This is a genomic window from Nocardia wallacei, from assembly GCF_029868745.1.
GTDB lineage: Bacteria > Actinomycetota > Actinomycetes > Mycobacteriales > Mycobacteriaceae > Nocardia > Nocardia wallacei_B.
In genome coordinates, this window is the sequence record NZ_JARWOP010000281.1 from 20,323 (window position 1) to 39,121 (window position 18,799).

At 69.2% G+C, this 18,799-nt stretch carries 19 protein-coding genes; 7 read left to right on the plus strand and 12 right to left on the minus strand.

Annotation, left to right across the window (positions count from 1 at the left end):
- The first annotated feature begins 23 nt into the window (after positions 1-23).
- Positions 24-587, plus strand: a complete 564-nt coding sequence (locus QH470_RS25225; RefSeq protein ID WP_280274823.1) for an SMI1/KNR4 family protein — start codon at positions 24-26, stop codon at positions 585-587.
- Positions 588-604: 17 nt separating this feature from the next.
- Here QH470_RS25225 and QH470_RS25230 read toward each other — a convergent pair whose 3' ends face one another.
- Positions 605-1,195 (minus strand): TetR/AcrR family transcriptional regulator, encoded by a 591-nt coding sequence (locus QH470_RS25230; RefSeq protein WP_280274824.1) that lies wholly within the window; start codon positions 1,193-1,195, stop codon positions 605-607.
- Between the two features lie 93 nt (positions 1,196-1,288).
- Here QH470_RS25230 and QH470_RS25235 point away from each other — a divergent pair, with 93 nt between their 5' ends.
- Positions 1,289-1,705: a nuclear transport factor 2 family protein gene (locus QH470_RS25235; protein ID WP_280274825.1), complete on the plus strand. Its 417-nt coding sequence runs from the start codon at positions 1,289-1,291 to the stop codon at positions 1,703-1,705.
- A gap of 27 nt (positions 1,706-1,732) precedes the next feature.
- On the opposite strand, the gene QH470_RS25240 is transcribed toward QH470_RS25235, so the two are convergent.
- Positions 1,733-3,082 (minus strand): serine hydrolase domain-containing protein, encoded by a 1,350-nt coding sequence (locus tag QH470_RS25240; RefSeq protein ID WP_280274826.1) that lies wholly within the window; start codon positions 3,080-3,082, stop codon positions 1,733-1,735.
- A 110-nt stretch (positions 3,083-3,192) separates the two neighbouring features.
- Here QH470_RS25240 and QH470_RS25245 point away from each other — a divergent pair, with 110 nt between their 5' ends.
- A complete protein-coding gene (locus QH470_RS25245) occupies positions 3,193-3,633 on the plus strand; it encodes a Fur family transcriptional regulator (protein ID WP_280274827.1) in 441 nt (146 codons plus the stop codon).
- 66 nt (positions 3,634-3,699) lie between these two features.
- Entirely contained in the window at positions 3,700-5,166 is a 1,467-nt protein-coding gene (locus QH470_RS25250) for a catalase (protein ID WP_280274828.1), read from the plus strand.
- 170 nt (positions 5,167-5,336) lie between these two features.
- Here QH470_RS25250 and QH470_RS25255 read toward each other — a convergent pair whose 3' ends face one another.
- A complete protein-coding gene (locus QH470_RS25255; RefSeq protein ID WP_280274829.1) occupies positions 5,337-6,092 on the minus strand; it encodes a TetR/AcrR family transcriptional regulator in 756 nt (251 codons plus the stop codon).
- Between the two features lie 150 nt (positions 6,093-6,242).
- On the opposite strand from QH470_RS25255, the gene QH470_RS25260 reads away from it, so the two are divergent.
- A complete protein-coding gene (locus QH470_RS25260; protein WP_280274830.1) occupies positions 6,243-7,775 on the plus strand; it encodes an MFS transporter in 1,533 nt (510 codons plus the stop codon).
- A 221-nt stretch (positions 7,776-7,996) separates the two neighbouring features.
- Here QH470_RS25260 and QH470_RS25265 read toward each other — a convergent pair whose 3' ends face one another.
- From QH470_RS25265 to QH470_RS25285, 5 genes are all read right to left on the minus strand, one after another.
- Complete coding sequence (locus QH470_RS25265; RefSeq protein ID WP_280274831.1) at positions 7,997-8,323, minus strand: hypothetical protein; 327 nt, start codon at positions 8,321-8,323, stop codon at positions 7,997-7,999.
- 275 nt (positions 8,324-8,598) lie between these two features.
- On the minus strand, positions 8,599-9,231 hold the full coding sequence (locus QH470_RS25270; RefSeq protein WP_280274832.1) for a LutC/YkgG family protein: 633 nt from the start codon (positions 9,229-9,231) through the stop codon (positions 8,599-8,601).
- Positions 9,232-9,356: 125 nt separating this feature from the next.
- Positions 9,357-10,514, minus strand: a complete 1,158-nt coding sequence (locus QH470_RS25275) for a transcription termination factor Rho, short form (protein WP_425302776.1) — start codon at positions 10,512-10,514, stop codon at positions 9,357-9,359.
- A gap of 238 nt (positions 10,515-10,752) precedes the next feature.
- Complete coding sequence (locus QH470_RS25280; RefSeq protein ID WP_280274854.1) at positions 10,753-11,802, minus strand: tellurite resistance/C4-dicarboxylate transporter family protein; 1,050 nt, start codon at positions 11,800-11,802, stop codon at positions 10,753-10,755.
- Positions 11,803-12,006: 204 nt separating this feature from the next.
- Positions 12,007-13,644, minus strand: a complete 1,638-nt coding sequence (locus QH470_RS25285) for a GMC family oxidoreductase (RefSeq protein WP_280274834.1) — start codon at positions 13,642-13,644, stop codon at positions 12,007-12,009.
- 282 nt (positions 13,645-13,926) lie between these two features.
- Between QH470_RS25285 and QH470_RS25290 the strand changes: the two genes are divergently transcribed.
- On the plus strand, positions 13,927-14,412 hold the full coding sequence (locus QH470_RS25290) for a glutathione peroxidase (protein WP_280274835.1): 486 nt from the start codon (positions 13,927-13,929) through the stop codon (positions 14,410-14,412).
- Between the two features lie 19 nt (positions 14,413-14,431).
- Here QH470_RS25290 and QH470_RS25295 read toward each other — a convergent pair whose 3' ends face one another.
- Entirely contained in the window at positions 14,432-14,998 is a 567-nt protein-coding gene (locus QH470_RS25295) for a TetR/AcrR family transcriptional regulator (protein ID WP_280274855.1), read from the minus strand.
- 73 nt (positions 14,999-15,071) lie between these two features.
- Between QH470_RS25295 and QH470_RS25300 the strand changes: the two genes are divergently transcribed.
- A complete protein-coding gene (locus QH470_RS25300) occupies positions 15,072-15,740 on the plus strand; it encodes a class I SAM-dependent methyltransferase (RefSeq protein WP_280274836.1) in 669 nt (222 codons plus the stop codon).
- A gap of 6 nt (positions 15,741-15,746) precedes the next feature.
- Here the strand turns inward: QH470_RS25300 and QH470_RS25305 are convergent, their stop codons facing one another.
- The 3 genes from QH470_RS25305 to QH470_RS25315 are packed head-to-tail and all read right to left on the minus strand — an operon-like array spanning position 15,747 to position 18,767.
- Positions 15,747-16,814, minus strand: coding sequence for a glucosidase family protein (locus QH470_RS25305; RefSeq protein ID WP_280274837.1), 1,068 nt, complete (start codon positions 16,812-16,814; stop codon positions 15,747-15,749).
- Positions 16,807-17,532 carry a class I SAM-dependent methyltransferase gene (locus tag QH470_RS25310; protein ID WP_280274838.1) on the minus strand — a complete coding sequence of 242 codons (726 nt, stop codon included), beginning with the start codon at positions 17,530-17,532 and terminating at the stop codon, positions 16,807-16,809. The genes QH470_RS25305 and QH470_RS25310 overlap by 8 nt, the downstream gene beginning before the upstream one ends.
- Positions 17,526-18,767 carry a glycosyltransferase family 4 protein gene (locus tag QH470_RS25315; RefSeq protein ID WP_280274839.1) on the minus strand — a complete coding sequence of 414 codons (1,242 nt, stop codon included), beginning with the start codon at positions 18,765-18,767 and terminating at the stop codon, positions 17,526-17,528. The genes QH470_RS25310 and QH470_RS25315 overlap by 7 nt, the downstream gene beginning before the upstream one ends.
- Positions 18,768-18,799 lie beyond the last annotated feature (32 nt).

Genomic DNA, 18,799 nt, shown 5'->3' on the forward strand with positions numbered 1-18,799 from the left:
GGTTCGGTGGTCATGATCGACCGATGGATGAGGAACTACGGGGTCGGCTGAATTGGGTTCGGGGGCGGCTGGTCTGGTTGCGGGAGCGGGACGCGTTGCTGCCCAGGGTTTTCGACAACGAGGTGGTGTCGGGGGGAAATCTGCACTCCTATCTCACCTGGCCGGTGCGGGCCGAGAAACTGTGCGGACTCGAGGACGCCATGGGGGCGGGCCTCGACCCGCTGTTCCGGGCCTTTCTGGCGCGGATCGGCGTCGGTGCGGGGCCGTATTGCGGGATCAGCTGGGAACGGATGGTGCGGTCCGCCCGAAATGCCTGTGCGCGTGAATTTCCCGGTGGTGAGCAGGGGACAGGGCTGCCGGACGCGGGCTTCCTGGTGATCAGCGACGTGGGCTACGGCGACTTCATCGGCGTGGTCGCGGCCGGGGCGGCGCGGGGCCGGATCGTCTACCTGGGCTACCGCCGCAACGAATGGTCCTTGGGCCCAGCGTTTCTCGACTACTACCAGAGCTGGCTCAATCACGCGGCCGCCCGGCTCAATGCCGAACTGCGGGCGTACACACCGGCGGGGGTCGTCGGCTGCGCCTGAGTGACCGACGGCGCGGGTTACCGGGCGCGCAGGCCGTCGAACACCACGGCGAAGGCGCGGGACCGCTGCGTCTCGTCGGCGTCGGTGGTGTGCGCCGCCAGCAAGGCGCCCTTGAGGATTCGCATCAGGTCGTCGGTGCCGATATCGGTGCGTACCGCCCCGCGGTCCTGCGCACGACGCAGCAGGACATCGATCTCGGTGACCAATTCCCTTGTGGGCACGGTGGTACCGACGGCCTCGTGACCGCCCAGCGCCTCGGCGAGGTCGCGTTTCACGCCGCCCTCGGTGACCATCCGGTCGAGTAGTTCGAAGAAGGCCGCGCCCGCGTCCTCGGCGGTGGTCAAGGTGCGGGCGTAGTCGATCATCCGCTCGACATTGTCGGTGATCGCGGCGTGGAACAGCGCCTCCTTGGTGGGGAAGTGCCGGTACACGGTGCCCGGGCCGACGCCCGCGCGGCGGGCGATCTCGTCCAGCGGGACCGAGATGCCCTCGGCCGCGAAGGCGGCCTGCGCGGCGGCCAGCACCCGCTCCCGATTGCGCTGCGCATCGGCCCGCGGCGCCCGTCGAGTGTCGCCGGTGGGGCTCGCCGCGCTCGGTTTCTCCTGCACGGCGCGAGTCTACCGCTTGCCCATTGACAAACGGGGCGATGGTTCCGGATTATAAGCGGGGCATACGTTCCGCTTAATCGAGAGAGGTTTGTCATGACAGAGACTTCGGTGCAGAGTCCCCGGGCGCTGGTCGAGAAGCTGTTCCAGCAGCTCCCGGCCAGAGACGCCGACGCCTTCGTGGCGCTGTTGGCGCCCGACGCGATCTTCGAGATCCCGTTCACCATCCCCGGCCTGCCGGACCGGCTGGAGGGCCGGGAGGCTATTCGCGAGCATCTGGCCCAGCGCTGGTCGGGGCTGTCCGGGATCGAGGTGCACGCGATTCATCCCGAGGTGTACGAGACCACCGATCCGGAGTTGCTACTGGTGGAGAACGAGGTCGATATGACCGTGCCCAGTGCCGGGCGGGCCCGGGTGCGCACGTCGGTCAATGTGGTCCGGGTCCGGGACGGCCAGGTCGTGCTGTTCCGCGACTACATGGACACCGCGCGGCTCACGCGACTCGTGGAGTGACACCGGCCGCGCCGTCGCCGGGGGACCTCACCGGATTCCCGGGGTACGCGGATCCGGCCCGAGGCACGCCAGCAGCAGGCAGCCGGGCGGGGCGTCGGCGAACGGCGGGGCCAGCGGAGTATTCAAGCAGGACAGGACATTACAGTCGGGGTAGGCGTGCGGCCCGAGGCCGAACACCGCCAGCGTGATGTTCGGATCGAAGTAGTCGCGCGGGTCCAGGCGCGGCGGCGGCTCCACATAGGGGCCCGGATCCGGCGCCGGTGGCTGTTCGAATGCGGCGAACAGCCGGCGGAAGAACTCGTGGGACAGTTCGGCCGAATTCTGCAGCGCGCCGGTCACTCCGAGGTTGCTGTGGTTGCCGAAGACGCCCGTCCACACCACGATCAGATCCAGGCTGGGGATGACGAAGACGTTCTGCAGGGCGAGCCCGGACATCTCGTAGGTGTCGGCGGGCAGGAAGCCGGGCATCTCCACGCACCCCGCGCCCACCCAGAACAGATACCCGTAGCAGGGGTTCGCCGCCGACGGCTGCCGGGCTCGGCGCAGATAGTCGGCGGAGACGACTTCCGTGCTGCCCCAACGCCCGTCGTTGCTCGCCAGCAGCCCCAGCTTGGCCAGATCGTCGGGCGGGATCATCAGATGGGCATAGCCGTAGGTGTGCCCGGAACGGTCGCGGGCCCAGTAGTAGTCACCGCGCTGGATGCCCAGCGGATCGAACAGCTCGCGCTGGGCGAACTGCTGCAGCGGCTCGCCCACCGCCAGTTCGACGACATAGCTGAGCAGATCGACATTGCGCTGGCTGTAGGCGAATTCGGTGCCCGGCGGATGGTCCAGCGGCACGCCGAGCGCCTGCACCGCGCTGTTGGGATCGACCGGCACGACACCGGTGACGCCCTCGTTGATCAGGCCGATGTGCAGCCCGGAGGTCTCGGTGAGGAGGTTCTCGACGGTGATCGATCGATGCGCGGTGTCGCCCAAGCCGAGTGGGAGGTAGCGATCTATCGGTGCCGAGATGTCGAGTCTCCCTTGATCCCGGGCGATTCCGGCGAGCAGGGAGACGACGCTCTTGGTGACGCTCCACACGTTCCAGGCGACATTGTCGGTTTGTACATTGCCCGGTCCCGCGCCGATCAGGCAATTGTGCCGGAATACCTTGACGTTCAAACGATTTCGCTGGGCCGCGAAGTCCAGCGCGGCGGTCAGCCGGGCGGCGTCCAGCCCGGCGCGCTCCGGCGCGGTGCGTTCGAAGTCTCGTCCGGAGGTCACCGCGCAGCGGACGTCGTCCACCGGCGCTGCCCGGACGGACGCCGCGGATATGCTACCGGCCGCCAGCGCGAGCACCACCACACCCGTCACCCACCCGAGGATGCGCCCCATGCCCTCAGGCTATCGCGGCAGCATGCGCCGCACGGTGAAATCTCGGTGTCGGTGATCGGCCCGTCCGCTCCTTTTCTTGACTTATTCCAGAAAAGAGGGAAACTGGAGTCATGCACACCGGTGACTTCGATCCGCGCGAACGGTTGCGCGCGGTCGGCCTGCGGGTTACCGCCCCGCGGGTCGCGGTGCTGGATGTGGTTGCGGCGCAACCGCATTCGGATGCCGAGCGAGTCGCCGCCGCGGTCCGCGAACGGATCGGGTCGGTGTCCACGCAGGCCGTCTACGACGTGTTGCGAGCCTGCGTGAACTCGGGCCTGCTGCGGCGCATCGAACCGGCCGGGTCCGCGGCGCTGTACGAGGCCCGCATCGGCGACAACCACCATCACCTGGTGTGCAGGCAGTGCGGCACGGTCGTGGACGTGGACTGTGCCGTGGGCACTGCCCCCTGCCTCGACCCGTCCGACGCGCACGGTTTCACCGTCGACGAGGCCGAGGTCGTGTACTGGGGCCGATGCCCGGACTGCCGGGCCGGGTCCGTACACGCCCGATAAACGCGCCACCCATCCCGTACCCGGGCAGCTGTCCCGGCGTTCGCTCGTCAGCCAAGGAGGCGTCGAATGACCAAGCCGACCACCACCAACACCGGAACCCCGGTACCCAGCGACAACGAGTCGCTGACCGCGGGCGCGCAAGGCCCGATCCTGTTGCACGACCACTACCTGATCGAGAAGCTCGCCCAGTTCAACCGCGAGCGGGTGCCGGAGCGGATCGTGCACGCCAAGGGTGCGGGCGCCTTCGGCGAGTTGGTCGTGACCAACGACGTCAGCCGGTTCACCAAGGCCAAGCTGTTCCAGCCCGGCGCGCGCACCGAGTCGCTGGCCCGGTTCTCCACGGTGGCCGGCGAGCAGGGCAGCCCCGACACCTGGCGTGACCCACGGGGTTTCGCGGTGAAGTTCTACACCGAGGACGGCAACTACGACCTCGTCGGCAACAACACGCCGGTCTTCTTCATCAAGGATCCGATCAAGTTCCCCGACTTCATCCGTTCGCAGAAGCGGTTGCCCGACAGCGGTCTTCGCGACCACCACATGCAGTGGGACTTCTGGACGCTGCGTCCGGAGAGCGCCCACCAGGTCACCTGGCTGATGGGCGACCGCGGCATCCCGAAGACCTACCGCCACATGAACGGGTACGGCTCGCACACCTACCAGTGGATCAACGCTGCCGGTGAGCGCTTCTGGGTGAAGTACCACTTCCGCACCGACCAAGGGCAGCAATTCCTGACCCAGGCCGAGGCCGACCGGTTGGCCGGCACCGATCCCGACTACCACCGCCAGGACCTGTGGGAGGCGATCGAGCGCGGCGACCACCCGAGCTGGACGCTGTACGTGCAGGTCATGCCGGTCGACGAGGCGGAGGGCTACCGCTTCAACCCGTTCGATCTGACCAAGGTGTGGTCGAAGAAGGATTACCCGCTGATCGAGGTGGGCCGCTGGACGCTCAACCGCAACCCGCGCAACTACTTCGTGGAGATCGAGCAGGCCGCGTTCGAGCCGTCGGCGATCGTGCCGGGCATCGGCTACTCGCCGGACAAGATGCTGCTGGGCCGGGTGTTCGCCTACGCCGACGCGCACCGGTACCGCATCGGCACCAACTACGCCCAGCTCCCGCCCAACCGGGCCCGCGCCGCCGAGGTGAACTCCTACTCCAAGGAGGGCGCGATGCGGTACGACTTCAACGCGCCGGAGGTGCCGGTGTACGCGCCGAACTCCTACGGTGGCCCGCACGCCGACGCGACCCGCGCGCCGGAGGAGGCCGCCTGGACCTTCGAGCCGGAGCAGGTGCGCGCCGGTTACATCCAGCACGCGGAGGACGGTGACTTCACCCAGCCGGGCACCCTGGTCCGCGAAGTGTTCGACGACGCACAGCGGGATCGCCTGGTGGGCAACGTCGTCGGCCACGTGCTCGGCGGCGTGCGGGAGCCGGTGCTGAGCCGGGTCTTCGAGTATTGGAAGAACGTCGACTCCGAGATCGGCAAGCGTATCGAGGAGGGCGTGCGCGCCGGGCTCGACGGCAAGCGCTGATCTTCCCCGGATAGCAAGGCCCGCACCGTTTTCGGTGCGGGTCTTGCCTATGCCGACCGCAGGAGCGCGTCCGTCAATCGCTCGGCGGCCGCCCGGTCCAAGGGTGAGTGGCCGAGCAGCAAGCGGTACCAGAACAGGCCGTAGAACTGGTTGCCGCTGGACGGCAACGACTATCGAGCCTGGCGGCGGCGCAGTTCGGCCCCGTCCATGATGAGGTTCAGTTCGTCGTCGAACGTGGCGTCTCGATAGCCCGCCGCGTTCACGCCGCGCTGTTCGACGTAGCGCCGGTGGTTGCGTGGAAAGGGTTGGGACGCGGCCTCGTACGCCGCCATCAGGCGCTCGGTCCACTGCTGTTCGTCGAGGCCGCTGCGCGCGATCGTGGCCAGCGCCGCCGCCTCGGTCGAGGTGGCGCCGATGATGTAGGTGAAGACCGTGTTGGTGACGCGGTCGGCGGTGTCGTCGTCGAAGCCCGCCGATTCCAGCAGTGCCAGCGCCTGTTCGGTCAGGCGCATCAGGTGGGGTCCGAGGAAGGCCAGCCCCGCGCTGCTCAGCACCACGCCGACCCACGGGTGCCGCAGCATGACCGCGCGCACGTCCCGGCCGAAATCCAGTACGGCCGTGCGCCATTGGGCTGGGTCGGCGGTTTCGAGCGAGTGCACCTCGCCGAAGATCTCGTCGACGACCAGTTCGAGCAGCTCCTCCTTGTTCGCCACGTGGGTGTACAGCGAGGTCGCGCCCGCGTTCAGCCGCGCGCCGAGCTTGCGCATGCTCAGCGCCTCGTAGCCCTCGGCGTCGAGTAGGGCGATCGCCTCCGCGACGATCTGGTCCCGGCTGAGCGCCGGGGTTTCCCGCCGCACCCGCTGCGGGCGTGTCCACACCGACGGAATTCCGTCCGGTGCCGTGCCTTGCCGTGTCTCGGTGGCCATCTCCGCTCCTTCACAGTCGTCGCACCCAGCATAACGCGCTGGGCGAACGGTGTTCGGAGAAGCGAACGCCGTACCTATTGCGAACACTGTGCGGTGACCGTACAGTGTTCGGAAGGACGCACGCCGTGCGGAATCTCGAAAGGGCTCACGATGGAAACGCTCGAAACGACCGCCCGGGAGTCGGTCGGCAGGAACCCCCGCCGCTGGCTGATCCTGGTGGTGCTGTGCCTGAGTTCGCTGGTCCTGGTGATCGACAACATGGTGCTGACCGTGGCGATCCCGGACATCGCGACCGATCTGCACGCCAGTGCCCAGCAGATCCAGTGGATCATCGACGCCTACCTGCTGGTGTTCGCCGGACTGCTGCTCACCTCGGGCAGCCTGTCCGACCGGTTCGGCCGGCGGCTGGTGATGGTGCTCGGCCTGGTGCTGTTCGGCGGCGCGTCATTGCTCGCGGCCTACGCGAACACCCCCGAACTGCTGATCGCGGGCCGGGTCGTGATGGGTGTCGGCGGCGTGCTGATCATGCCGAGCACGCTGTCGATCCTGATCACCGTCTTCGACGATCAGGAGCGGCCTAAGGCGATCGCCGCGTGGAGTGCGGTGGCCACGCTGGGTATGGTCGGCGGCCCGGTGGTCGGCGGCGCGCTGCTCGACCACTTCTGGTGGGGCGCGGTGTTCGTGATGAACGTGCCGATCGCGGTGGTGGCGATCGTCGCCGCGCTGGCGCTGATGCCGGAGTCGAAGGGGCCGTGGCGCAAGCCGGACGTCCCGGGCATGGTGTTGTCGATCGTCGGAATGACCGCGCTGGTGTGGGCGATCATCGCGGTGCCGCAGGACGGCTGGACCGATACCGGTGTGCTGACCGCCTTCGGTGTCGCCGCGGCCGCGCTGGCCGGGTTCGTGCTCCGCGAGGTCACCACCGAGTCGCCGATGGTGCCGCTCGATCTGTTCCGCAATCGGACGTTCACGGGGTCCAGTTTCTCGCTGGTGCTGGTGACCTTCGCCAACGGCGGCCTGGTGCTGGTGCTGACCCAGTTCCTGCAATTCGTGCTCGGCTACACGCCGATGCGTACCGCGCTGGCGTTCACGCCGATGGCGGTCGCGATCCTGGCCTGCAACGGACTCGGCGCGACGCTGGTGAGCAGGTTCGGCGCCAAGGTGGTCACCGTCATCGGACTGCTGGTGGTCGCGGCCGGTTTCGGCGGACTGGCCCTGCTCGACGCGGACAGCGGCTTCTGGCCGGTGGCGCTGGCCACGGCGCTGCTCGGCGCGGGCGCCGGACTGGCGATGCCCGCGGCCATCGGCGCGCTGATGAGCGTGGTCCCGGCCGAACACGCCGGTGTCGGTTCGGCGCTGAACGACACCATCCAGCAGGCAGGTGCGTCGATGGGGGTGGCGGTGCTCGGCGCGATCCTCGCGGGCACCTACACCGACGAGATGCCGACGTGGGCGCCGGAGGGTATCCGCGAGTCGATCGCCGGTGCGCTCGGCACGGGTGACGAGGGCCTGATCGGCCTGGCCCGGCATGCCTTCAGCTCGGCCATGTCGGCCACCTTCACGGCGGGCGCGCTCAGTGCGCTGGCGGCCTCGGTGGTGGCGGTCTTCCTCATGCGGAACGTGAAAAACGTTGCGGGCGAAGGGGAGACGATCGGCAGCGAGCAACCGGCCGATACGCACTGAACGCTGTGTGAACTCCGCCCCGGCCGAGATCGGCGGGGCGGAGTTCGTCGTGCACGGCGGCCGCTCTGCCTACAGCAGTCCCCACCAATAGAGCAGGCAGGCCAGTACGAAGACGACTGCGGTTTCCATCGTCGCTCCCAACCTTTCGCGTACCACCCATCATTCCTCGAGTTCGCGCGCCGCGCCGCCGACCAAGATCACAACGCCGCAACGGCCCCGGATCACATGAGGATGTCGGCCAGCGAGCCGTACGCCATCAGCGCGAGACCGGCCAGCACGACCGCGAGATCCCGGGCCGTCGACGCGGCCGCCGGCGGTTCGAGGTCCGCGAGCGCCGCCGTCAGCGCCGCGTCGAGATCGGCCGGGGCGAGCCGGTCCACCGCGGTGGCTTCGGCACCGCCCAGTCGTGCCCGGAGGTTTTCGACGAAGCCGACGAGCGCCGCCCGGGTCGCCGCCTCGCGGCGCACCGCTCTGTTCCATGCGATGACCAAGCCCACGGCCGCGACGAGGGTGCCGACGAGCACGAGCAGGTCGTCGTTGAGTTCCACGCCGAAACCGTATAGCGGGCGGCCGGGCACCGGAAGCGACCGGATACCCAGTGCCGGAAAGCCTTTCACATCCCCCCGCCCACGCGATCCTGCCGCCCCCTCCCTGAAGTCGGCAGGAGCGCGTGGGTGTGGCTCGGACGTGACCCGCCACCCCTCGAAGACGGGCCGCGTCCGGTGCTCCAACCCCCTCGGCGGGGGGTTCACCGGAGTGATCCGGTGGTGACACAGACGATGCCGCGCCCGGCTTGGCGGGGTCTTAAAGAGTGCTTGCGGTGCTACTCGACGATGAAGACGATCAACTGCCGCGGATCCGAGGCGTCGGGTGTGGCCGCCGCGGCCGACGGGCCGCCGAAGAAGGTGATCGGACGGCGCGGATCCAGTCGATCGAGCACTTCGGGCAGCGACGCCACGATCTGGTCGGCCCGCACCACGCACACGTGGCAGCCGGGCACCCGGCTGGGCGTGCGCCGGAGCTGGCCGGGCCTGCCGTCGAGCACGAGGGTGCCGGAATCGGCGACCGCGCCGGTGCAGGTGGTCACGATCGCGTCCACCGGGTCGGCTGTGGAGGAGTGTGGATGGTCGGGAACCACGTGGTGGCCGTCGGTCTCGGACCAGTATTCGAGCCATTCCCCGGGCAGCCCGTCGGGCGCTGTCACCGCGGTAGCGCCGTGCACACGCAGCACCAGGTTGACGCGGTCGGCGATCTCCGGCTCGGTGATCCGGTCCACCTCGGCGCCCAGGGATTTCAGTCGACTCGCGAAGGATTCCACGAGGGTGGCGCGATCCTCGGTCGAGACCGCCGGTGTCTGCCGCGGGTACCGGTGCGACACCGTTACGGTGCGCTCGTCGTCGGGTAGTGCCATCAGGCCGTCGCGCACGCGGCGCAGGAACTCTTCTCGCGACGTCACCGTGTCCTCCCGGGTCGGGCAAGGCCGGCACGACCTGCTCGATGCCCACCACCGCGAACCAGGTTACCCCCGCGTAGGAACCCGGCTAATACCGCGCAACGTCGTGTTGCCGATGGGCGCCGGTGTCAGTGACCGGCGGCGCGCACACCGGCGAGGAACTCGGCGTTCGTGTCGGTCTGGCGCAGGCCGGTGAGCAGCAGTTCGAGGGCCTGCTGGGGCTCGCGTCCGGCCAGCGTCCGGCGCAGCGCGTGGACGGCGGCCAGCTCGTCCGGCGCCACCAGCAGCTCGTCCTTGCGGGTGCTGGACTGTGCGATGTCGACCGCGGGGTGCAGGCGGCGCTCGGCGGTGCGCCGGTCGAGCTTCAGCTCGGCGTTGCCGGTGCCCTTGTACTCCTCGAAGATCACCGTGTCGGCGACCGAACCGGTCTCGACGAGCGCGGTGGCGACGATGGTGAGCGAACCGCCGTGCTCGATGTTGCGGGCGGCGCCGAGGAACTTCTTCGGCGGCGCGAGCGCGGCGGCGTCCACACCGCCGGAGAGCACCCGGCCGGAGGCGGGCGAGGCCAGGTTGTAGGCGCGGGCCAGGCGGGTCAGTGAATCCAGCAGCACCACCACGTCCCGGCCCATCTCGACCAGGCGCTTGGCGTGCTCGATGGCCAGTTCGGCCACCGCGACGTGCTCGCGCGGCGGCTGGTCGAAGGTGGCCGCGGCGATGTCGGCGGGCACCGCGCGGGTGAGGTCGGTGACCTCCTCCGGGCGTTCGCCGACCAGGACCATCAGCAGCTGGCATTCGGGGTGGTTCTTCGCGATGCCGTGTGCGATCGATTGCAGCACAGAGGTTTTGCCCGCCTTCGGCGGCGCGACGACAAGGGCGCGTTGGCCTTTGCCGATCGGCATCGCCAGATCGGTGACGCGCGTCGTGATTTCGTGCGGCTCGGTCTCCAGCCGCAACCGGTCCTGTGGATAGATGGGGACCAATTCCGAGAAGTGCGGGCGGGACTTCGCCTGCGCGGGCGGCAGGCCGTTCACGGCGTCGATGCGGACCAGTGGCGCGAATTTGGCGCCCTCCCGCTTGGCTCCGACCGTGCCGGTGACGGTGTCGCCGCGGCGCAAACCGAATTCGCGGAGGAGACGCGGCGGCACGTGGGCGTCGTCCGGACCGGCCAGGTAGCCGTCGACGCGCAGGGCCGCGTGGTTGTCGGTGAGGTCCAGGATGCCGGTCACCGGTGTCCCGGTGGTTACCGCGTCGGCATCGCCTTTCGAATGAATAGTGTTGTGTTTCATGGTTTCTCTCCTGAGTGAGATAGGAAGTCGTGCTGCGGCGAACGCCGTGGATGCGGAGTGTGAGCCGCGGGTGGAGAATCCCGGTCGAGCCCGATCGAGGTGGCACTGCACACCGGGGAATCGGATCGGAGCGGGTGAAGAAATCTTGTGGGAGGGACTGCTGCGTCGACCTACGTCCACAGGATTACGACAGTGCCTACGGTAGCGGCACCGTGGAGAACGCGCAATGGGGGCCGGTTCATTCCCGCACCGGTGCGGCCGCGGTCCGCCCCGCCGCATCGTGTGCTCGCCGTCGCCGGAATACGCTGCCGAGCAGCGCGACGGCCGTCGCCGTCCAGGCCCCCAGCGCGATCCACGCCTCGGCGTGGCCGAAGGTGATCATCCAGTGCTCGCCGAGCACGCGACCCAACTCCGCCGTCCCGACGCCGTACATGCCGACCGGGAAGACGATGCTCCACAGGCCCGGCTCGTACGCGAGCGCGAAGTGCCGCACGAGATGCCGCCACACCCCGGCCGCCAGCAGCAGCGGGATCAGCCAGCTGCCGAAGGCCCACAGTCCGAGCGCGGCACCGGCCAGGAACGGTCGCACGGCCGCGACGAGCTGGTCGGCGCCGTGCTCCAGCACCTGCGCTCCGGCCAGCACGCTGATCGCGGTCGCGCCCATGAAAACCCAATACGCCGGAACGAGTTTCGCGGCCGTCAGCGATCCGCCGAACAGGGTGCCGAGCACCAGCGCGGCCACCGCGAGGTACAGCACGACACCCACCGACCAGCACAGGAGCGCCGGAACCGCGAGTCGCTGTCCCCACGGCCGCGGCAGCGCGGTGGCGGCCACGGCCAGCGACTGGGTACCGACCACCCAGAGAAACCAGGTGCCGTCGGCGCCGGTGACCGCGTCCTGCGGCGCGTGGTGCACCATCAGCGCCGCCGGTATCGCGTAACACAGCAGCAGCCAGGCCGCGGCCGCGATCGCGAGCAGCAGCAGCGCCGGTCCGGTCCGATCGTGCTTCGCGAGCCCCGCGGCCAGTACCGCGGCGCCCGCGACGAAGGTCAGATAGGTGAAGCCGACGGCCGGGTCGCGGGCGTCGGCGAGGGCGGCGGCGCGGAACAGGGCCAGCCGCAACAGTGTCGCGGCGGTCAGTGCGACGAAGGCCACCAGCCCGATGATCAACAGGACATTGCCGCCCCACGCCCACCCGGCGCCGGTCACGGCCCGCGACACGATCCCCGTCGCCATGACCGCCGCGAACCAGCCCGGCTTCAGGTTCCGCACGCTCGCCACGCGCATGCTCACGCCACCACCTCGCTGCCGGGCGCCACCAGGCGCGCTGGAGGTTCGCCGACAACGCCGTGCCGAACCGGGCGAGGGCGGCGAACGCGCTCACGACGGCAAGTTTCGCACCGATGCGAGGAGTACTCGCGTAAGCGCCTGTCGCCGAGTGTGTCCGGCGCGAGGGGGACGGGGCGTGTGCCCCCGTCCCCTTTCAGCGAATTACGCTCCCGCGGTGATGAATTCGGCGCACTTCTCGCCGATCATGTAGGACGGGGCGTTGGTGTTGCCGCCGGTGATGCTCGGCATGATCGAGGCGTCGGCGACCCGCAGGCCCTCGATGCCGCGCACCCGCAGCTGCGGATCGACCACCGCCCGCTCGTCGACGCCCATGCGGCAGGTGCCGACCGGGTGGTAGACGGAATGGATGCGGTTGGGCAGTTCGCGCCGCAGCGCCGTCTCGTCGGTGAACTCCGGGCCCGGCGAGTGCTCCTCGGTGACGTCGCCCGCGATGGTCTTGGACGACATGATCTCCCGGATCATGCCCATCGCCTCGATCAGGAACTCGGTGTCGGCCGGATCGGACAGGTAACCCGGGTCGATCAGCGGCTGCTGCAACGGATCGGTCGACGCCAGCCGCAGCTCACCCCGGCTCTTGGGGTAGATCAGGGTCGGGAAGATGGTGAGCGCCGAGCGGCGGTCGACCATGTGCAGCTTGTCCTCGTCCTGGTTGGGCACCGGGTAGCTCCACGGCAGGGTGTGGATCTGCATGTCCGGAATGTCCTTGGCGAACGAGGTTTTCACGAACCCGACGCATTCGAACACCGTCCGCCCGAACCACGAACTGCCCGGACGCAGCGCCTCGCGCAGCATGCCGGCCGCGAAATGCGACGGAATGCCGCGGTGCAGCGCCTTCTTGGAGATGTAGGTCATCGGGACGAACAGGTGGTCGTGCAGGTTCTGGCCGACCGGCAGGTCGGCGTGCACGTCGATGCCGAGGTCGCGCAGGTGCCCGGCCGGGCCGATGCCCGACAGCAGCAGCGTGTGCGCCGAACCCATCACGCCGCCGGAGACCACGACCTCCTTGGCCGCGCGGATGATGCGGCGGCGGCCGCGCTTCTCGATCACCTCGACGCCGGTGGCGCGCCCCTTCTCGATCACCACGCGCGCCACGTGCGCACCGGTGACCACGCGCAGATTCTTGTTCGGACGCTCGGTGATGAAGCCGCGCGAGGAGCTGTAGCGGATGCCGTTGCGCACGCTCTGCTGGAAGATGCTGATGCCCTCCTGCGATTCGCCGTTGTAGTCGGCGATCTGCGGGACACCCAGCGTCTCGGTCGCGGCGGAGATGAAGCCCTGCGCGATCGGGGTCAGTTCCTTCTGCCGGGTGACCTGGATCGGGCCGCCGGAGCCGCGCAGTTCGCTGGCGCCGTCCTCCCAGTTCTCCAGGCGCTTGTAGGCGGGCAGCACGTCGGCGTAGCTCCAGCCCTCGCAGCCCTCCGCCGCCCAGGAGTCGAAGTTGGCCTTGTTGCCGCGCACGAACAGCATGCCGTTGACCGAGCTGGATCCGCCCAGCACCTTGCCGCGGGTCATCGGGATCTGGCGCTCGTTGGCGTGCTTCTGCGGCACCGAGTACTGACTCCAGGTGACCTGATGCTTGAGCTGCGGCACGGTGTGCACCGTCGTGATCATGCCCGGCACGCGGACCAGCCGGGTGTTGTCCTTGCGCCCGGCCTCCAGCAGGATCACGCTGGCGCCGTGCTCGGCCAGGCGGCCCGCGACGATGGCACCGGCGCTACCGGCGCCCACGACGACGTAATCGGCTTCGCTGGTATCCCCGGTGCGCGGAGAGTCGGTCATAGTGCTTACCTCATCCTCGAAGTAGTCGGCAGATCGCGGCCGCGCTCGGTGCCGGAGAGCGTGCCCGAGATCACTGTAGAACAAGTTCTAATAATGGTGAAGCGCCGGATCTGGATGCGGCTCCCCGTCGACGATCCTCGATCGCGCGAGTCGGGTGGTGGCGATGGATCATCGGGGCCGCTCGCGGGCCGCTGCCGGTACCGTCGCGGCGCTGGTTCGAGCGTTGTAGAACCGGTTTCATTTCCCGGGGTCGGTGATCGACTTCGACCTATCATCGCCCTTGTGACTATTCGTGACATTGCCGTACGCACTCTTTCCGACGAATCCACCACCCTCGGCGAACTGGCCGGCGACAAGGCGCTGCTGGTCGTGAACGTCGCGTCCAAATGCGGTCTGACGCCGCAGTACACCGGCCTGGTGGAACTGCAGAAGACCTACGGCCCGCGCGGTTTCAGCGTGGTCGGGGTGCCGTGCAACCAGTTCATGGGTCAGGAGCCCGGCACCGCGCAGGAGATCGAGGAGTTCTGCTCGACCACCTACGGTGTCGACTTTCCGCTGCTGGAGAAGACCGACGTGAACGGCGACGAGCGGCATCCGCTGTATCGAGAGCTGGTGCAGACCGCCGACGCGGAGGGCGAGGGCGGCGATATCCAGTGGAATTTCGAGAAGTTTCTCGTGGATCGGGACGGCAAGGTGGTGGCCCGGTTCCGGCCGCGGACCGAACCGCAGGACCCGGCGGTGGTCGCCGCCGTCGAGTCGGTGCTGTAGGCGCTCGGTCGCGAGTGGGTCAGTCGCGCAGCACGCGCACCGCGGCCTGCTCCAGCCGGTCGGCGATCTCCGCGTACGAGGCGTAACCCATACCGGCGCGCACGAGGGCGCCGGCGTAGAGCAGTTCGAGCGACTCGACGATATCCGGGTCGGCGTCCTCGCCGAGGGCGTCGACCAGGCGCCGGCGGATCTCGCTGCCGATGCGCACGCGCAGGTGCGCGACATCGGGATCGGTGCCCAGCAGCGCACTGGTCACCGCGCCGGCGAGGGCCGGCTCGTCGGCGACCAGCATCGCGATCTGGCGTAGCACGGCGACCGTGCGGGCGATGCTGTCGGCGGTGTCGTCGTCGGCGGGCGCCGGGGTCGCGGCCAGGCGACGCCAGAAGACCTCGGCGACGAGGTGTTCCTTGGAGGAGAAATAGGTGTAGGCGGTGGCGGTGCCGACTCCGGCGGAGGCGGCGACCATGCGCACTGTCAGGCCCGCGAAACCCTCGCGGGACAGCACCTCCAGGGCGGCCCGGGTCAGCCGGTCGACGGTGTCGGCCTGCTTCTCGGTGAGGCGGCGGCGAGTCGCCTCCAGGCTCACGGGCATAGAATCAGACACGTGTCTGGATGCTACACTGGACACCCCTTGCGGGCAACAGAAAGGTCCGTCTCCCATGACCCGTGCCGATTCGGCGGTTTCCGGCGCCACCGGCGAATTATTCGAACTCGCCGAGCAAACTACCGGTTTCATGCCCAGCGAGGAGGGCCGGGCACTCTACGAGGCGGTCCTGCGCTACGCCGGTGACGGCCTCGTTCTGGAAATCGGCACCTATTGCGGTAAGTCGTCGATCTACCTCGGCGCGGCCGCCCGCGACACCGGCGCGACCGTCTACACCCTCGACCATCACCAGGGTTCGGAGGAGCACCAGCCGGGCTGGGAGTATCACGACAGCTCGCTGGTGGACCCGGAGACGGGCCGCTTCGACACGGTCGCGGCGTTCCGGCGTGCCATCGTGCGGGCCGGGCTGACCGACACCGTGATCGGGATCGTCGGCCCCTCGGCCACCGTGGCGCGCATGTGGCGCAGCCCGATCCGGCTGCTGTTCATCGACGGCGGACACACCGAAGAGGCGGCCCAGCGGGACTATGACAACTGGGCGCACTGGGTCGCCGCGGGCGGCGCACTCGCCATCCACGACGTCTTCCCCGACCCCCGCGACGGCGGGCAAGCGCCCTACCACATCTATCGGAAAGCGTTGGAGAGCGGGAAGTTCCGCGAGGTCTCGGTCACGGGCTCGCTGCGCATCCTCGAGCGTTCCGCGGGCTGCGGCGGGCAAGGGTAAGGCCCGTTACGGGCGGGAGCCCACGCAATCGCAGGCGCAGCCGGTGGCGAGGTCGATCGGGGCGGCGGGCTCGCGGAAGATGCCGTTGGCCGGTGTGGTGCGGGAGAGGGCGTCGGCGGCCAGGATCATGGCTCCGCCGGTCCAGGTGGTGCGTTCCTCCGGCCAGCGTTTGCCGTCGGCGAATACCAGTCCGGTCCAATATGATCCGTCGGCCTCGCGCAGGTGCTGCATGGCGGCCAGCAGGCGGTGGGCGCGGGTGCGGTCGCCGAGGGTATCCAGGGCCAGCGCCAGTTCGCAGGTCTCCGCACCGGTCACCCACGGCCGGTCCGCGACGCATCGGATGCCCAGGTCGCCGACGACGAAATCGCCCCAGCGCGAAGCGATTCGCTCCGCGGCGGCCACACCGTCGTAGGCGCCGCACAGCACCGGGTAATACCAGTCCATCGAGTAGCGGTCCTTCTCGGTGAAGGACTCCGGGTGGTGGCGGATGGCGTGGCCGAGTCGCAGGGCCGAGATCTCCCAGTCCGGCTGTGGGTCACCGAGTAATTCGGCCAGCGCCAGGGCGCACCGGATGCTGTGGAACATGCTCGCGCACCCTGTCAGCAGCGCCTCCGCGGCGACCCCGGAAGCTCCGCGCAGCCAATAGATCTCGCCGTTGCGCCCCTGCTGCATGGTGACCACGTAGTCGACGGCGGCCCGCACGCTCGGCCACAGTGCCGCGGCGAAATCGCGATCCCCGGTGTAGCGGAAGTAGTGCCATATCCCGGTCGCGAGGTAGGCGCAGAAGTTGGTGTCGGCGTCCGCGTTCTCGATCGCGCCCGCGCGGAACTGCGACGGCCAGGAGCCGTCCGGGCGCTGGGTGCGCGCCGACCACTCGTACGCCGCGCGCGCCTCGGTCAGCAGTCCGGTCGCGGTGAGCGCCATCGCGCTCTCGACGTGGTCCCACGGATCGGTGTGGCCGCCGGTGAACCAGGGCAGCGCCCCGTCGGATTCCTGTGCGGCGGCAATGGATTCGCCGGTCTGCCGGCACTGCGCGGCGGTGAGGACGCCGGGCACCGCCGGTAGGTCAGGCACTACGCACCGCCGGTTTGGTGAAGTACAGCGCGACGCTCTTGCCGATGACGGGGTCCAGCGCGCTCTCCGCGAAGCGAGTCAGCCGGGGTCGTTTCATCATGTCCCACACCAGCAGCCGGTGATAGGCGCCGACCACCCTGCTGTCCGTCTTCGACACCCCCACCAGGCATTTCAGCCACCAGTAGGGCGAGTGCAGGGCATGGGCGTGCGCGCTGTGGATGAATCGCACACCCTGTCCCGCGATCTTGCCGCGCAATTCGTCGGCGCGGTAGATGCGCACGTGGCCGCCCTCGTTGGCGTGGTACTCGTCCGACAGCAGCCAGCAGATGCGCTCCGGTAGCCAGCGCGGCACCGTGACCGCCAGCGCCCCACCGGGTTTGAGCACCCGCACCAGTTCGGCGATGGCCCGGTCGTCCTCGGGGACGTGCTCGAGGATCTCCGACGCGATGACGATGTCGAATTCTTCGTTGTCGTAGGGCAGGGCCAGCGCATCGCCCTGTACCGCTTCGGCTTTCGCGTAGGCGGGCACCTCCCGCGCCTCGGCCATCGCGCCGAACATGACCTTCACGTCGGCCAGGTCGCTCGCGCTCTGGTCGAAGGCGACGACATCCGCGCCGCGCCGATATGCCTCGAACGAGTGCCTGCCCTGCCCGCAGCCGACATCGATGACGCGGGTGCCCGGCCCGATTCCGAGGCGGTCGAAGTCGACGGTCAGCATGTGCCCTCCTCGGGTGCGTGGTTCCGCCGGGCGATGGCTCGCTCGTAGACAGAAACGGTCTGTGCGGCAACAGCTTCCCAGCTGTACACGGTAACCGCACGGCGACGCCCCGCGGCGCCGAGTTCGGTCAGCCGGCGGCGGGAGTCCAGCAATCGGCCGACGGTGTGGGTCAGCTCGTCGACATTGCCCGGTTCGACCAGTTCGGCGCAGTCGCCCACGACCTCCGGCAGCGCCCCCGCGCGGCTGGCGACCAGCGGGGTGCCGCTGGCCATCGACTCCACGGCGGGCAGTGAGAAGCCCTCGTACATGGACGGGATGCAGGCGAGGTCGGCCGACGCCAGCAGTTCGGCGAGTTCGGTGTCGGACAGGCCCGCGGTGGCCGTGACGATATCGGACAGGCCGAGTTCGGCGATCAGCTTCTCCGTCGGCCCGTTCGGCTCCAGCTTGGCCACCAGGCGCAGCTCGATGTCGTGCGAAAGCCGCAGCCGGGCAACGGCTTGCAGCAGGTGACCGATGCCCTTGAGGGGTTTGTCCGCGCTGGCGACCGCGACGATGCGACCGGGAACGCGGCGATCCCGCGGCCGGAACAGGTCGGTATCGACCCCCAGCGGCACCACGTTCAGCTGGTCCACCGCCACCCCGAAGTCGTCGACGATATCGGCCGCCGAGGACGAGGACACCGTGATGAGGTCCGGAATCTGCTGGGCCACCCGCTGCTGCATGGCGAGGAACCCGTACCAGCGCCGCACGAACGGCTTGCGCCGCCAGGGCGCGGCGGCCAGATCGAGCGCGCGGTCCCGGGTGATCGGATGATGCACCGTCGCCACCAGCGGCAGCCGCGCCGCGATGTCCAGCAGGCCGGTGCCGAGGCACTGATTGTCGTGCACCACATCGAAATCCGCGGCGCGCGAGCGCAGCAGCCGGGCGGCCCGCAGGCTGAACGTGCGCGGCTCCGGGAAGCCGGCGGTCCACATCGTGCCGAGCTCCAGCAGGTCGATCCGGTCGCGGATCTCACCGGGCCGCGGGGTGCGGAACGGGTCCGGCTCCCGGTACAGGTCCAGGCCGGGTACCTCGGTCAGGGTCACCCGCGGGTCGAGGTGCTCCGGATACGGCTGCCCGGAGAACACCTCGACTCGATGCCCGAGTTCGGCCAGGCCGCGGCTGAGGTGCCGGACATAGACCCCCTGCCCGCCACAGTGGGTCTTGCTGCGGTAGGACAGCAGGGCAATGCGCACTTGTCGGCTCACTCTCCGTGGTCGAGACAGGA